The organism is Brevundimonas sp., from assembly GCF_041911375.1.
Lineage (GTDB): Bacteria > Pseudomonadota > Alphaproteobacteria > Caulobacterales > Caulobacteraceae > Brevundimonas.
The window spans coordinates 130,640-145,816 of the sequence record NZ_JAYRPA010000018.1; the positions used below are offsets into that span (position 1 = coordinate 130,640).

Below are 15,177 nucleotides of genomic sequence, written 5' to 3' on the forward strand. Positions count from 1 at the left end.
ACGTCATGACCCTGACCGCCGATCAGACCGTGGAAGCCCTGCGCGCGGCTGGAGAGCCGACCCGTCTGCGCGTGCTGTCGCTTTTGGCCGGCGAAGAGTTGTCGGTGATGGAGCTGTCGCGCGTCCTGGACCAAAGCCAACCCCGCGTGTCCCGCCATCTGAAGCTGATGACCGACGCCGGGTTGGTCGAGCGATTCCCGGACGGGGCCCGGGTCTATTATCGGCTGTCCCACGACGCCCAGGCCCGCCGGCTGATCGACACCGTTCTGGACATCCTGTCCGATGATGCAGGCGAAGCGGATCACCGTCGCCTGGACGAGGTGCGCAAGGCGCGCGAGGAGGCGGCCAAAAGCTACTTCGAGCAGGTCGCGCCCCAGTGGGACCGTCTGCGCTCGCTCTATGTCAGCGAGAGCGCCGTCGAGGCCGCGCTGGAAAAGGCCGTCGGCCCGGGCCCGTTCGAACGCGTGGTGGACCTGGGCACGGGCTCTGGCCGGATGCTGACCCTGTTCGGCAAGAAGGCCAAGATGTCGGTCGGGCTGGACCTCAGCCAGAACATGCTGAACATCGCCCGCGCCAACGTCTCCAAGGCCGGGCTGGACAAGGTCGAACTTCGCCACGGCGACATCTTCGCCACCCGCCTCCCCGCCGGCAGCGCCGATCTGGTGATCGTGCACCAGGTGCTGCATTACCTGGCCGATCCTTCGGCCGCCGTGGCCGAGGCCGCGCGGCTGGTCAGCGCCGGCGGACGGCTGGTGATCGTCGACTTCGCGCCGCATGACTTCGAACATATGCGCGAGGCCCATCAGCATCGACGCCTCGGCTTCGCCGACAGCGAGATCAGCGGCTGGCTGGTCGAGAGCGGCCTGACCCCGTCCGCCCCCATCGCCCTGCCCCCGGACAACGAGGGGCTGACCGTCACCATCTGGACGGCCGAACGCCGCGCCCAGGACAGGAAAACCGCCTGATGGCCCAGTCCTCCCTCGCCGAAGCCCGCGCGCTCCTGCTCTCGCCGCTGGGCCCTGTCGCCCGCGCCGGGTCCAACAGCGACGCCGTGCGCGTCTCGTTCGAGTTCTTCCCGCCCAAGACCGACGAGGCCGAGGCCAATCTGTGGAAGGCGATCCGCCGGCTGGAGCCGCTGAACCCCGCTTTCGTCTCGGTCACCTACGGCGCCGGCGGCTCGACCCGCGAACGGACGCACCGCACGGTCCAGCGCATCATCGCCGAGACCAGCCTGCGCCCCGCCGCCCACCTGACCTGCGTCGAGGCCAGCCGCGACGAGGTGGACGAGGTCATCGAGGGCTACAAGGCGATCGGCGTCGATCACATCGTCGCCTTGCGCGGCGATCCGCCCAATTCGGGAGGGACGGGCGGGGCTGGTATCGGCGGCGTCTATCAGCCGCGCGCCGACGGTTACGCCAACGCCACCGAGCTGACCAACGCCATCAACCGCATCGGCGGCTTCGACGTGACGGTCGGCGCCTATCCCGAAAAACACCCGGAAAGCCCCTCCATCGACCACGATATCGAGGTGCTGAAGGCCAAGGTGGACGCCGGCGCCACCCGCGCGGTCAGCCAGTTCTTCTTCGACATCGACGCCTTCCTGCGCTTCCGCGACCGGGTGCGGGAGGCGGGCGTGACCATTCCGCTGATCCCCGGCGTCATGCCGGTTTCCAACTTCGCCGGTCTGACGCGGATGTGCGGCGCCTGCGGGGCCAGCATTCCCGACTGGCTGAAGGCCCATTTCGACGGGCTGGACGACGATCCGGAAACCCGCAAGCTGCTGGCCGCCTCGGTCGCCGCCGAGACCTGCGCCCGATTACAGGAAGAAGGCTTCAGCGACTTCCACTTCTACACCCTGAACCGCGCCGACCTGGTCTATGCGATCTGCCGGGTACTGGGCGTGCGCGAGCAGAAGGCGATCGCGTGATGACCGCACCTTCTTCCCGCGCCGAACGGATCGCCGCCCTGCATGCGGCGGCCAAGAAACGCATCCTGGTGCTGGACGGCAGCTGGGGCGTGATGATCCAGCGCAGGGGCCTGTCGGAGGCCGATTTCCGCGCGGACCGGTTCGTCGCCGCCAACGGCTATGACGAGGCGCACCAGATGAAGGGGAACAACGACATCCTCTGCATCACCCGACCCGACATCATCGCCGATCTGCACGACCAGTATTTCGCGGCCGGCGCCGACATCAGCGAGACCAACACCTTCTCCGGCACCACCATCGCCCAGGAGGACTACGCCCTGGACGCCCAGGCGGTGTGGGACATCAATCTGGAGGGCGCGAAACTGGCCCGCGCCTCGGCCGACCGCTGGACGGAAAAGGAGCCGCACAAGCCGCGCTTCGCCGCCGGCTCCATCGGCCCGCTGAACAAGATGCTGTCCATGTCGTCCGACGTGAACGACCCCGGCGCGCGCAGCGTGACCTTTGACCAGGTCTATGAGGCCTATCGCCACCAGGTGAAGGCGCTGAACGAAGGCGGCGTGGACCTCTATCTGATCGAGACCATCACCGACACGCTGAACTGCAAGGCCGCGATCAAGGCCATCAAGGACCTGGAGGACGAAGGTCTGGAGCCCCTGCCCATCTGGATTTCGGGCACCATCACCGACCGTTCGGGCCGAACCCTTAGCGGCCAGACGGCCGAAGCCTTCTGGAACAGCGTGCGCCACGCCAAGCCGTTCGCTGTCGGCTTCAACTGCGCCCTGGGCGCCGATCTGATGCGCCCGTTCATCGCCGAGCTGAGCCGCGTCGCCGACACCCTGGTCGCCGCCTATCCCAACGCCGGCCTGCCCAACGCCATGGGCCAGTACGACGAGGAGCCGCACGAAACGGCGCACTTCATCGAGGAGTGGGCCGCGTCCGGCCTAGTCAACATCGTCGGCGGCTGCTGCGGCACGACGCCGGATCACATCAAGCACGTCGCCGAGGAAGTCGCGCCGCTGAAGCCGCGTGCGATTCCGGAACGGCCCGTGGCCTTGCGGCTGTCGGGCCTCGAACCCTTTGAACTGGTAGCGTAAGTGCGTCCCACCTTCATCAACGTCGGCGAACGGACCAACGTCACCGGCTCGGCCAAGTTCAGGAAGCTGGTGGTCGAGGGCGACTACGCCGCCGCCCTCGACGTCGCCCGCCAGCAGGTCGAGGCGGGCGCCCAGATCATCGACGTCAACATGGACGAGGGCCTGCTGGACGGCGCCGTCGCCATGCGGACCTTCCTGAACCTGATCGCGGCCGAGCCCGACATCGCCCGCGTGCCGGTGATGATCGACAGCTCCAAATGGGAGGTGATCGAGGCGGGGCTGAAGTGCGTCCAGGGCAAGCCCATCGTCAACTCGATCAGCATGAAGGCGGGCGAGGCCGAGTTCCGCGAGCAGGCGGTCAAATGCCTGCGCTATGGCGCCGCCGTGGTGGTCATGGCCTTCGACGAAGTGGGGCAGGCGGACACCGCCGCGCGCAAGATCGAGATCTGCACCCGCGCCTATCGCATCCTGGTGGACGAGGTCGGCTTTCCGCCCGAGGACATCATCTTCGACCCCAACATCTTCGCCGTGGCGACGGGGATCGAGGAGCATGACAACTACGCCGTCGACTTCATCGAGGCGACGCGGGAGATCAAGCGCACCCTGCCCTACGCCCGCGTCTCGGGCGGTGTGTCGAACGTGTCGTTTTCGTTCCGCGGCAATGAGCCGGTGCGCCGGGCGATCCACAGCGTCTTCCTGTATCACGCCATCAAGGCCGGCATGGACATGGGCATCGTCAACGCCGGCGACCTGCCGGTCTATGACGACATCGATCCGGTGCTGCGCGAAGCCGTCGAGGACGTGATCCTGAACCGGCCGCAGCGGACGAACGTGTCCAACACCGAGCGGCTTGTGGACATGGCGCCCAACTACAAGGGCGAGAAGGGCGCGGCCAAGGTCGTCGACCTGAAATGGCGCGACCAGCCGGTCGGCAAGCGGATCGAGCACGCCCTGGTCAACGGCATCACCGAGTTCATCGAGGCCGACACCGAGGAGGCCCGCCTGGCGTCCGAACGGCCGCTGCACGTCATCGAAGGCCCGCTGATGGACGGGATGAACGTGGTCGGCGACCTGTTCGGCTCGGGCAAGATGTTCCTGCCCCAGGTGGTGAAGTCGGCCCGCGTGATGAAACAGGCCGTGGCCTGGCTCGAACCCTTCATGGAGGCCGAAAAGGCCGGCAAGCCGCGCGAGCAGGCCGGCCGCATCCTGATGGCCACGGTCAAGGGCGACGTCCACGACATCGGCAAGAACATCGTCGGCGTCGTGCTGCAGTGTAACAACTACGAGGTCATCGACCTGGGCGTCATGGTGCCGGCCGACCGCATCCTGGACGAGGCCAAGGCGAACAATGTCGACATCATCGGCCTGTCGGGCCTGATCACCCCGTCCCTGGACGAGATGGTCTTCGTCGCCGCCGAGATGGAGCGGCGCGGGTTCGACATCCCCCTGCTGATCGGCGGGGCCACCACCAGCCGCACCCACACGGCGGTCAAGATCGAGCCGGCCTATCGCCGGGGTTCGACCACCTACGTCGTGGACGCATCGCGCGCCGTCAGCGTGGTCTCCGGCCTGCTGTCCAAGACCGACCGCGCCAGGAACGAGGCCGCCACCCGCGACGAATACGTCCGCATCCGCGAACAGTACGCCCGCGGCCAGGAGGTCAAGGCGCGGGCGACCCTGCCTCAGGCGCGCGAGAACCGGTTCAAGCTAGACCCGGATCAGCCCCGCCCCGGCAAGCCCAGCTTCATCGGCCTGAAGGCCTTCGACGCCTGGGACCTGCAAGACCTGGCCGACCACATCGACTGGACGCCCTTCTTCGCCAGTTGGGAGCTGATCGGGCGCTACCCCCTGATCCTCGACGACGAGATCGTGGGCCAGGCGGCGCGCGATCTGTTCGCCGACGCCCAAGTCATGCTGAAGCGGATCATCGACGAGAAGTGGTTCACGGCCAAGGGCGTGGTCGGCTTCTGGCCTGCTCGCGCCGATGGCGACGACATCGCCGTCTTCGCCGACGAGGCGCGTGACTCCGAGATCGCCCGCTTCCACACCCTGCGTCAGCAGATCAAGAAGTCGAACGGCAAGCCCAACCTGGCGCTGTCGGACTTCATCGCCGAAGACGACCAGGACTATATCGGCGCCTTCGCCGTAACCGCCGGCCATGGTGAGCTGGAGATCGCCAAGCGCTTCAAGGACGCGGGCGACGACTATTCCGCCATCCTGGCCACCGCCCTGGCCGACCGCCTGGCCGAGGCGTTCGCCGAACGGCTGCACAAGGAAGTCCGCACCCAGCTTTGGGGTTACGCCGCCGAAGAGGCGACCAGCGTCGACGACCTGATCGCCGAACAATACCAGGGCATCCGCCCCGCCCCCGGCTATCCGGCCCAGCCCGACCATACGGAAAAGGCCACCCTGTTCCGCCTGCTGGACGCCGGCGGCAACGCCGGCATGGCCCTGACGGAGAGCTTCGCCATGACGCCGCCGGCCAGCGTCTCGGGCCTCTATTTCGGCCATCCCGGCAGCCACTACTTCGGCGTCGGCAAGATCGACCGCGATCAGGTCGAGGACTATGCGCGGCGCAAGGGCTGGGACGTCGCGACCTGCGAGCGCTGGCTGGCCCCCATCCTGAATTACGACCCCTACGCCGCCGAACGCGAAACGGCGGCCTGAGCGCAAGCCCAGACCGCCGCTACAGGACGCGTCTTAAGGGTCAGTTCGAAGCGGCGGGCGTTTCCAGGCCGACCTCGGCCGGTGTGGCGGGCGGGGTGGTGATGTTCTCGCGGATGCGGCGCGCGGCGTGTTCGCAACGCCCGGGCAGGCCAAAGAACAGGCCGAAGGCCTGGCTGCGGACTTCCGGATCCTGATTGGCCAGAAGCGGCGCCCACTGCGCCTTGGCTGCGGCGGCGGCCTGCTGGGCGGCGGTCTTGACGGCGGCGGGCTGACGCGGTTCGGCGACGGCCAGGGCGCTGCGGAAATCCTGCGCCTCCAGCCGGCCCAGACGCACCAGTTCGGTGTCTTCCGGCGTGCGATCGGTCAGGGTCTCGCCCAGATCCGCGTGTCCCGTCACCAGGGCGTCGCACCAGGCGACCAGCGGATAATCCTGGGTCGGCGCGCCCCGGGGCAACGGATTGGCATAGGCCACCGCCTCACGCAGACGCAGGGCGTCGGCGGTTTCCGCAGCGCGATTGCCCGTGGCGATCGGCCCGTCCTGGTCCTGGGCGAAGGCGGGGACGGCGGTCAGGGCGAGTAGGACGGCGAGGCCGGCTGCGGCGGTCTTCTGCATTGGGATCCTGTCGGTTGCGGGCGGCGTCGCCCGTTTCGAACGCACCGTAACGCTTCATGGGGCCAAGTGGTTTTTGTGCGGCGAACAAAAAAGAAAGGGCGGCGAACCCGAAGGTCCGCCGCCCGATCCGGTCTTGCGTGCGACGCGGGCTTAGAAGCTCGCGGTCACGCTGATGAAGGCATACCGGCCCATCGCGTCATAGACTTGCGGGTAGGTGTTGTTGTTGCCCGTGGTGCCGACCGAGAAGGACAGCGGCGGATCGCTATCCAGCAGGTTGTTGACGCCGCCGCGCAGGGTCAGGTTGTCGCGCAGCTGCCACGCCCCGTTCAGGTCGAAGTAGTGGCGATCTTCCAGCGTGCTGTCCAGGCGGGTGGTGACGCCAGAGTCCAGCTCGACCTCCGAGATGTAGCGCCAGGTCAGGCCCAGGTTGACGCCATCCCACGGGGTGCCCCACGACATGGTGGCGCGGTGGCGCCACTCGGGCGAGGCGGCGATGCCGTTGGCCGCGCAGGTGTTGCCGAACTTGCCGGCGCAGTCGAACACCGAGTCTTCGAAGCCCAGGCCGGTGTCGGTCTCCAGCTTCTCCAGCCAGGTGCCGGTGAAGGCGAAGCCCAGGGTGCCCCAGTTCGCGGCGCCCCAGTCGGCCAGATCGACATTGTAGCCGGCGTTGATGTCGACGCCCGAGGTCTTCAGGCCGCCGATGTTGGTGTTCAGATCGACCACCACGCCGTCGCCCTGCCACAGCGAGCCGTTGTCGTTACGCTGGATCAGGTCGCAGGCCTGCTGCAGGCCGGCGGTGTAGCAGGCGTCCAGGATGTTGGCCGCGCCGATCGACGAGATCAGGTTGGTGATCTCGATGTTGAAGTAGTCGACCGTCAGGTTGAAGCCCGGCAGCGCCGACGGGGTGAACACGATGCCGAAGGTCGTCGTTTCGGAATCTTCCGGCGTCACGTCCGGGTTGCCGCCCTGCAGGAAGTTGTACTGACCAGCGCCGTTGGACAGGAAGCCGCTGTTGGCCTGAGCGGCCGTGACCTGCCACGGATTGGTGCCGACACAGACGGCCGCGCCGGCCGTACCGTCATCGTTCGGGTCGGTCAGGTCGCAGGGATCGTCGTCCAGGTCGAACAGGTTGAAGCCCTGTGCGGTGAACAGATCGATCACGTTGGGCGCGCGGGTGGCGGACTGGTAGCTGGCCCGGAAGCGGATGTCCGAGACCGGCGCATAGTCGACGCCCAGCTTCCAGGTGTCGGTCTTGCCGCCCAGCGTATAGTCCGAAGCCCGATAGGCGCCGTCCAGGGTGATCGATTCGGCCAGCGGCAGACCTTCGACGATCGGCAGCTGGAATTCGCCGAACAGGTCGTAGGTGGAGTTCGCGCCGCCCAGACCGATCGTCGCGCCGCCCTGACCCGCACCATCGCCGGTCGAGTAGGAGACGTCCGTGACCAGATCCAGGGCGTCACGACGGTATTCCGCGCCCAAGGCGACCTGCATGCCGCGCGTGGCCCACGGGGAGACGATGCCGCGTTCCGTCAGGTCGCCGGTCACCGAAGCGGTGACGACCTGCTGCTCGGTGTAGCCGGACATGACCAGCGGCACCTGCAGGTAATTCAGCGCATCCTGCGTCACGCCGCCCGGGCTGAAGATGTCGTAGGGCACGCAGTTCGGATCGGTGCCGTCCAGAACGGAGGAACAGACCGGAGCGCCCGTGGTGGGATCGGACACCACGTCGAAGGCGCGCGTCAGGCGAGCCACCGAGAACTCGTTGCGATAGATTTGCGACAGACGGACGCGCGAGTACTGGGCCGAAACCTCATAGCTCCACGCATCGTCCAGGTCGCCCCGGATGCCCAGGACGCCGCGATAGGACTGGTACTTCAGGTCCGACTGGCGACCGCCGCCTTCCACGTTCCGACGCAGGGCGTAGAACGGCACATCGGTGCCCGCGACGATATCCGCCGGCGTACAGCCGATGGCGGCCGACTGCTGGGCCGAAAGCAGCGGGTTGTCGCAGTTGATGGTGGACGTGTTGCCGAAGTTGCCCGACGGAGCGATCTGGGCGATCGACTGATAGTCGTTGAACATCAGTTGGGCGAACGCTTCGATCTTGTCGTTCACCTGATAGCGCGCGAAGGCGCCCAGGTTGTAGCGTTCGTCCGGACGTTGGTAGTAGTTCAGCGGGCCGAAGTTATAGGCGTCTCGCGAGCCGACATACGGAATGAAATTGCCGTTGGCGTCGAGCGTATAGGCATAGTTGGCGAAGTCGGTGAACTGGCCAGGGAACGAGGTGCCCGAACCGCCGCAGGTGAAGCTGTCGCCCGCCGCGTTCTGACCGCCCAGCGAGCAGGAGGCGTAGTCGTAGTCGCGGCCCAGGACCTTGTTGTTCTTCCGGTAGCCGGCGTAGGCGGTGATGTTGCCGCGGCCGTCCGGCGAGCTGACGCCCATCACGGCGGTGATTTCGCGGCTGAAGCCGGTCTGGACGTCGTCGTCAGGCAGTTGGAACTGCGACGGGTTGGTGGCCGCGCGACCTTCGATCACGGAACGCAGGTTGCCCGGGCCGTCATAGTCGTTGTGGTGGAGGTACTGGCCGTACTGGGCCGTGATCTCCAGGCCCTCGAAATCCTTCTTCATGATGAAGTTGACGACGCCAGCGACGGCGTCCGAACCGTAGACGGCCGAGGCGCCGCCGGTCAGGACTTCAACGCGCTCGACCAGCTGGGCCGGGATCTGGTTCAGGTCGGCGGCCGCATCCAGCGGCGAACCGTACGGCATGCGCTTGCCGTCGATCAGGACCAGGGTGCGGGTTGCGCCGAGGTTGCGCAGCGACACGGTCGCCGTGCCCGAGGCGCCGTTGGAGACGGTCGAGTTCTGCGCGGCGAAGGCCTGCGGCAGCTGGGTGACCAGGTCCTCCACGCGGGTCACGCCGGTTTCCCGCACGTCCTCGCTCGTGACCTGGGTGACGGGGCTGGTGGTGACCAGGTTCGCCTGACGGATGCGCGAGCCGGTGACCACGATGTCCTCGACCTGCGCCGTGCTCTCAGCCGGCGGCTCGGTCGTTTGCGCCAGGGCCGGCGCCGCCATGCCCACGACGGCTATGCCGGCGATCATGGTCGACGCAAGCAGACGCCCGCGCTGATTCTGAATTCTCACGTTCGGTACCCTCCAGTTAGTTTTCGGTGCTGACGCGATCGAAAAACAAAGCTCTCCCGTCTTCCATCGACGGGTCGGTGACGGACGTTGGCTTGGCTTTTGTCTCCCCGCCACGGAAATTACAGCCGAGTAACCTAATTGTGGCAACGGTGTCGCAAATCCGCCACGTCGAGCCGCTCCACGTCGTGTTTGTGCTATCGTCAAAGCGAAATCGTGACCTTGCAGTCATAAAATGTGCGTTCCAGCGACATGGGGGAATAAACTTGCAAAAGATTGTGGCGACGCTGGCGGTTATTTTCTCGATCGGGCTGGCGTCGGGCGCCGCTGCACAAACGGAGGCGGGACGCGCGGAGGTGCTGGATCGGCTGGCGCAATGCCGGGCGGTCGCGGACGGGGGCCAGCGCCTGGCCTGCTATGATCAGGCCGCCGCGGCGCTCGATGCGGCGGAACGCGGCGGGGACGTGGTCGTGCTGGATCGACGCCAGGTTCAGGAGGCCCGTCGGCAGCTGTTCGGCTTCCAGATCGGCAACCCCTTCGCCGGGCGCCTGAACGGGCCCGCAGCGCCGGACATCGATTCGATCGAGACGACGCTGGTCTCCGCTGGCCTTGTCGGCGACGGAAAGTGGCTGTTCCGCCTGGCCGACGGCTCGGAATGGCGCCAGATCGATTCGGGCCAGGTTCGCTTCCGCAACCGGCAGGGCGAGGCGGTGCGCGTGCGCCGCGCCAGCCTGGGCAGCTATTTGATGACGGTCGAGAACAGCCGCGCCGTCAGGGTGCGGCGCCAGTAAGTCAGCGCAGGATCGCGGCGCGGGCGGCGTAGGGCGCGGGCTCCGGGGTGCAGGAGGCCACGATCAACTGCGCCGCCATGAGACACAGGAGCGCGGCGGCCATGGGCTGGAGCCGATTTGAGACAGCAAGGGCGATCGAACGGGCCATGGCGGGCGCTCCGGCGAAGGTTACCGGAGTGTTAAGGCAAGGTCGGCGCCACATCGGGAGGATCCATGATCCCGTTCGTCCGTGACTTCGATTTCGCCTATGGCCGCAGCGACCAGGTGTCGCCGCTGATCCAGCGGGTGGTGGCCGACAATCCGGGACCGTTCACCTTCACCGGAACGGGCGTCTATATCGTGGGTCGGCCGGAGCGCGGGGCGTCGGTCGCGGTGATCGATCCGGGTCCTTTGGATCCGACGCACCAGGACGCGCTGCTGGCGGCGGTCGAGGGGCGGACCGTGAGCCATGTCCTGGTGACGCACACCCATCGCGACCACGCGCCGCTGGCCCGCCCGTTCGCCGAAGCCACGGGGGCCGAGGTGCTGGCCGCGCGGCCTCCGGTCCGCGACACGCACGCTTCGGGCGCCCCGGACGAGGAGGAGGACACGGCCTTCAGCCCGGACGTCATCCTGACCGGCGGAGAGGTGATCGAGGGCGACGGCTGGACGCTGGAGGCGATCGCCACGCCCGGGCACGCCTCGAATCACATGGCCTTCGCGCTGAAGCAGGAGAACGCCCTGTTCAGCGGCGACCACGTTATGGGCTGGTCGACGACGGTGGTGGCCCCGCCGGACGGGAAGATGCGGGATTATATGGCGAGCCTGGACGCGGTGATCGCCCGGGACTTCGCCACGATCTGGCCGACCCACGGGCCGCCGATCACCGAGCCCAAGCCGTTCCTGCAGGCCTATCGGGCGCACCGGCTGGAGCGGGAGGCGCAGGTCCTGGCGCGGCTGAAGGCGGGCGACCGGACCATCGCGGAGATGACGCCGATCCTCTATGCGACGGTGGATCGACGGCTGTGGCCGGCGGCGTCGCTGTCGGTGCTGGCGCACCTGATCAAGCTGGTCGAGGACGGCGTGGCCGCCGCCTCGCCCGGGCCCGAGATGGGCGCGACGTTCCGCCTGGTCTAGCGGGCGTTCCGCTCCAGCGCGGCGGCCAGTTCGGCGGCCAGGCGGCAGGTCGCGCCGCCGTCGGGACGGGTGCGGTCGCGGGCGGCCACGCGGATGTCGGTGCGCCCCGGACGGATGCGGACGACCGCGTCGTGGGCGAAGCCGAACCACGCCCCCTCATGAACGCCCTCGACCTCGAAGGTGGACGCGCGAACGACCGGGAAGCCGGCGTCGACCAGGGCCGAGGCGGCCTGTTGGGCGAGCACCTGCGTCGGGATCGATCGCGCGGCCGGACAGGCCTCGGCGGCGGTCGGCGCCGGCCCCCGATGGAAGGCCGCCAGGCGGGAGAAGGCCGGCGGCTCTCCGGGATTGCTGGAGACGTCGCGCGGCGTGTCGCGCCTGAACTGCGCGGCCTGGCGCTCGAAACCTGCGACCGTGACGCCCGCCAGAACCAGGGCCGCGGCGGCGTAAAGGCCCCTGCCCCTCAGGTCTCGCAGGGCCAGGACGGCGGCGGCCAGCGCGGCGGCCAGGCCGACCCACGCCAGAGCACGGGCGACGGTCCAGGTCAGCAGGTCATGAGCCGTCGCGACGTCGAGCCCGCCGAATCGCGTCGCCGCGACGGCTGCGACGATCAGCACCAGAGGCGCGGCGGCCAGCGCCGTCAGCCAAGGCAGAACGGCGGGCACGGGTTTGCGGGACGGCATCGGCGCTCCGGATTCGGGGTCAGGCCGGCAAACGGTAGTCCTTCATCCGCTCGCGCAGAAGCTTCTTGTCGATCTTGCCCGTCGCCCCCAGCGGGATCTCGTCCACGGCGACCACGTCGTCGGGCATCCACCATTTGGCGATCTTGCCCTGCAGGAAGTCGAGATGCTCCTGACGGTCCAGCGCCTCGCCCTCCTTGAGCTTGAGGATCAGGACCGGGCGCTCGTCCCATTTGGCGTGGGCCGCGCCGATGACGGCCGCCAGTTCGACCTTGGGGTGGCCCACGGCGATGTTCTCGATCTCGATGGAGCTGATCCATTCGCCGCCGGACTTGATGACGTCCTTGGAGCGGTCGGTGATCTGCATGAAGCCGATCTCGTCCACGGTGGCCACGTCGCCGGTGTCGAAGAAGCCGTCGCCGTCGACGATGGAGCCCTCTTCGCGGAAGTAGGCGCGGGCCACGGTGGGGCCCTTGACCATCAGGTGGCCGAAGGTCCGACCGTCGTGCGGCAGCGGATCGCCGTGGTCGTTCTTCAGCATCAGCTCGACGCCCAGCGGCGGCGTGCCCTGCTTGACGCGCCATTTCAGCTGCTCCTCGAACGGCAAGGCCTCCAGTTCGGGGGTCATGTTCGACAGGGTGCCGATGGGCGAGGTCTCGGTCATGCCCCAGCCCTGCAGCACCTCGACGCCATAGTCGTCGTGGAAGGCGCGGATCAGGCTTTCGGGCACGGCCGAGCCGCCGATCAGCACGCGCTTGACCGTCGACAGCTTCAGCCCGTGCTCGCGCATGTGCATCAAGAGGCCCTGCCAGACGGTGGGCACGGCGGCGGAGAAGGTGACCTTCTCGGTCTCCAGCAGTTCGTAGATGGAGGCGCCGTCCATCCGGGCGCCGGGCATGACCAGCTTGGCCCCCGCAGCGGGGCCGCCGAAGGCGATGCCCCAGGCGTTGGCGTGGAACATCGGCACGACCGGCAGGATCACTTCGCTGGGCGTGGCGCCCAGCACGGTCGACTGAAGGCCCAGAAGCGTATGGATGAAGTTGGACCGATGGGAATAAAGCACGCCCTTCGGATTGCCGGTCGTGCCCGAGGTGTAGCAGAGGCCGCAGGCGGTGTTTTCCTCGAAGTCGCCCCATACGCAGTCGGCCGACTGGCCGGCGATGACCTCTTCATAGGCTTCGGCCTTGGGCAGTTTGGTCTGCGGCATGTGGGCCGCATCGGTCATGACGATGACGCGCTCGACCTTGGGGATGTGCGGCAGGATGGCTTCGAGCAGGGGCACGAAGGTCAGGTCGGTGAAGATGACCCGGTCCTCGGCGTGGTTGATGATGTAGACCAGCTGTTCCGGGAACAGGCGCGGGTTCAGGGTGTGGCACACCGCGCCGATGCCCATGACGCCGTACCAGGTTTCGATATGCTTGTCGGTGTTCCAGGCCAGGGTGGCGACGCGGTCGCCCGGCCGGATGTCCCAGGCCTTCAGGGCGTTGGAAACGCGCTTGGCCCGGTCGTGAATGGCGGCGTAGGTGGTGCGGACGATCGGCCCCTCGACCGAGCGGGTCACCACCTCGCGGTCGCCATGCCAGTTCTTCGCGTGGTCGATGATCTTGTCGACCGTCAGCGACCAGTCCTGCATCAAGCCCAGCATCGTCGTATCCTTGTCCCTTGGTGCGTCTGTTTGAGATGTGACGCTTGAGGCGACGCTATATGGGTGATCGACGTTAAGCAACGTGACCCAGCGGCAGGATCGGCGCGACGGATCGTCCCCGGTGGCCTTGCCGCCCGGCGCGATCTAGAAGGCGCGACATGGCCATACTGATCGCAATCACGGGGGGCTCCGGCTCCGGCAAGAGCACCCTGGCGGAGGCGCTGGTCTCGGCCCTGCCGCAGGGCAAGGCCGTTCTGGTGCGAGAGGACTCCTATTATCGCGACGCGGCCGCCCTGCCCGGCTTCGACGCGGCCACCTTCGACTTCGACGACGTGGCGGCGCGCGACCACGAACTGATGATCGCCGACCTGACGGCGCTGAAGGCCGGGCGCGCAGTGACCGCGCCGATCTATTCCTTCATCCACCACGGGCGCGAGCCGGGGGGCGAGCCGATCCCGGCGGCCGAGGTGGTGGTGGTCGAGGGCACCCATGTCCTGTGCACTCCCGACCTGACCGCCCTGTTCGACATCCGCGTCTTCGTCGACACCCCCGCCGACATCCGCTTCATCCGCCGCCTGCTGCGGGACCAGCAGGAGCGCGGCCGGTCGGCGGAATCGGTGGTGGCGCAATATCTGGCCACGGTCCGCCCCGGCCATGAGCGCCTGACCGAGCCGTCGCGCACCCACGCCGACTTCATCGTGGCCGACGCCACCGCGGCGGTGCGTCTGGAGGACCCGCAGGCGGTGGTGCGCCTGGCCGCGCCGGTTCTGGCCCATCCGCTGCTGCAGCCGCTGCTTGAAGGCTGAGAGGACGGGGCGACAGGTCTGACCCTTGTCGTGATTCCTGCGCCCCCAGGACGAACCCGGAACCGGCGCCAGACGCCGCTCGCGGTACGACTTCGGTCCTGGGTTCCGGGTTCTTCGCTTCGCTCAGCCCCGGAATGACGACCGGGATGAGCGCCGATCAGACCTAGTACCAGAGATCCGCGTCGCCGGTGTCGGCCTCGGACTCCGCCTGGGCCTGCTGGGCCAGGGCCTTGATCCTTGCACGTTCGGCGGCTTCGGCCTTTTTCTCGATCAGAAGGGCGTCGAGGCGGATGCAGTCCGCCTCCAGCTCGCGACGGATCCGCTCGGTTTCGGCGTCGTAGACGGGATCGCGGGGCGGCAGGCCGCGCGCGGGTCGAGGTTTACGGGGTCTGTGCTTCGCCAAAGGTCGCTCCAGTTCATTGGACGTGCGTGTTCGCCCCCGCCGTATCGGGCGGAGTTGATGGAGGGCTGGGCGGAGCGCCGGGCCTTCGCCCGGAGTTCTGTGGTTTGAGTACCGTTTCGACGAAGTCCGACGCTCCGCGCGGATGATTGGCCTGCAAGCTCGGGGCGCCGAGTGGTGGCGGTCTTATCGCCTAACCCCATAAGCCTGCGGCGGGCCGGCGGTCTCTGCGAAGACCGTCCGGGTGCGGCCGAGTATCCCCCTCGACCCTCCGCCGCGCGCGTCCGGTATGCC

Annotated in this window: 12 protein-coding genes; 7 read left to right on the plus strand and 5 right to left on the minus strand. The window is 67.8% G+C overall.

Translation table 11 applies throughout. The features are described from left to right. Positions 1–5: 5 nt before the first annotated feature. From ACE3PU_RS03120 to metH, 4 genes are read left to right on the plus strand one after another with little or no spacing between them, the layout of a single operon-like run. Entirely contained in the window at positions 6–965 is a 960-nt protein-coding gene (locus ACE3PU_RS03120) for an ArsR/SmtB family transcription factor (RefSeq protein ID WP_374386538.1), read from the plus strand. After that, on the plus strand, positions 965–1,927 hold the full coding sequence (gene metF / locus ACE3PU_RS03125) for a methylenetetrahydrofolate reductase [NAD(P)H] (RefSeq protein WP_374386540.1): 963 nt from the start codon (positions 965–967) through the stop codon (positions 1,925–1,927). Before ACE3PU_RS03120 ends, metF begins: the two co-directional genes overlap by 1 nt. Continuing rightward, a complete protein-coding gene (locus ACE3PU_RS03130) occupies positions 1,927–3,021 on the plus strand; it encodes a homocysteine S-methyltransferase family protein (protein WP_374386542.1) in 1,095 nt (364 codons plus the stop codon). The genes metF and ACE3PU_RS03130 overlap by 1 nt, the downstream gene beginning before the upstream one ends. Continuing rightward, a complete protein-coding gene (metH, locus tag ACE3PU_RS03135) occupies positions 3,022–5,688 on the plus strand; it encodes a methionine synthase (protein ID WP_374386544.1) in 2,667 nt (888 codons plus the stop codon). Between the two features lie 40 nt (positions 5,689–5,728). Here metH and ACE3PU_RS03140 read toward each other — a convergent pair whose 3' ends face one another. Both ACE3PU_RS03140 and ACE3PU_RS03145 read right to left on the minus strand, forming a co-directional pair. Next, positions 5,729–6,301 (minus strand): hypothetical protein, encoded by a 573-nt coding sequence (locus ACE3PU_RS03140; protein ID WP_374386546.1) that lies wholly within the window; start codon positions 6,299–6,301, stop codon positions 5,729–5,731. 150 nt (positions 6,302–6,451) lie between these two features. Continuing rightward, positions 6,452–9,448, minus strand: coding sequence for a TonB-dependent receptor plug domain-containing protein (locus tag ACE3PU_RS03145; RefSeq protein ID WP_374386548.1), 2,997 nt, complete (start codon positions 9,446–9,448; stop codon positions 6,452–6,454). A gap of 263 nt (positions 9,449–9,711) precedes the next feature. On the opposite strand from ACE3PU_RS03145, the gene ACE3PU_RS03150 reads away from it, so the two are divergent. Both ACE3PU_RS03150 and ACE3PU_RS03155 read left to right on the plus strand, forming a co-directional pair. Further along, a complete protein-coding gene (locus ACE3PU_RS03150) occupies positions 9,712–10,236 on the plus strand; it encodes a hypothetical protein (RefSeq protein WP_374386549.1) in 525 nt (174 codons plus the stop codon). A gap of 213 nt (positions 10,237–10,449) precedes the next feature. Further along, complete coding sequence (locus tag ACE3PU_RS03155; RefSeq protein WP_374386551.1) at positions 10,450–11,352, plus strand: MBL fold metallo-hydrolase; 903 nt, start codon at positions 10,450–10,452, stop codon at positions 11,350–11,352. On the opposite strand, the gene ACE3PU_RS03160 is transcribed toward ACE3PU_RS03155, so the two are convergent. Together ACE3PU_RS03160 and ACE3PU_RS03165 are read right to left on the minus strand one after the other, a co-directional pair. Further along, positions 11,349–12,035 (minus strand): DUF1499 domain-containing protein, encoded by a 687-nt coding sequence (locus tag ACE3PU_RS03160; RefSeq protein WP_374386553.1) that lies wholly within the window; start codon positions 12,033–12,035, stop codon positions 11,349–11,351. The two genes, ACE3PU_RS03155 and ACE3PU_RS03160, sit on opposite strands and share 4 nt — an antisense overlap. Before the next feature lie 19 nt (positions 12,036–12,054). Continuing rightward, entirely contained in the window at positions 12,055–13,677 is a 1,623-nt protein-coding gene (locus tag ACE3PU_RS03165; RefSeq protein ID WP_374386555.1) for a long-chain-fatty-acid--CoA ligase, read from the minus strand. Positions 13,678–13,835: 158 nt separating this feature from the next. Between ACE3PU_RS03165 and udk the strand changes: the two genes are divergently transcribed. Beyond that, positions 13,836–14,483 carry a uridine kinase gene (gene udk, locus ACE3PU_RS03170; RefSeq protein WP_374386557.1) on the plus strand — a complete coding sequence of 216 codons (648 nt, stop codon included), beginning with the start codon at positions 13,836–13,838 and terminating at the stop codon, positions 14,481–14,483. A gap of 163 nt (positions 14,484–14,646) precedes the next feature. On the opposite strand, the gene ACE3PU_RS03175 is transcribed toward udk, so the two are convergent. Beyond that, positions 14,647–14,886 carry a hypothetical protein gene (locus tag ACE3PU_RS03175; protein ID WP_374386559.1) on the minus strand — a complete coding sequence of 80 codons (240 nt, stop codon included), beginning with the start codon at positions 14,884–14,886 and terminating at the stop codon, positions 14,647–14,649. Positions 14,887–15,177: the final 291 nt, after the last annotated feature.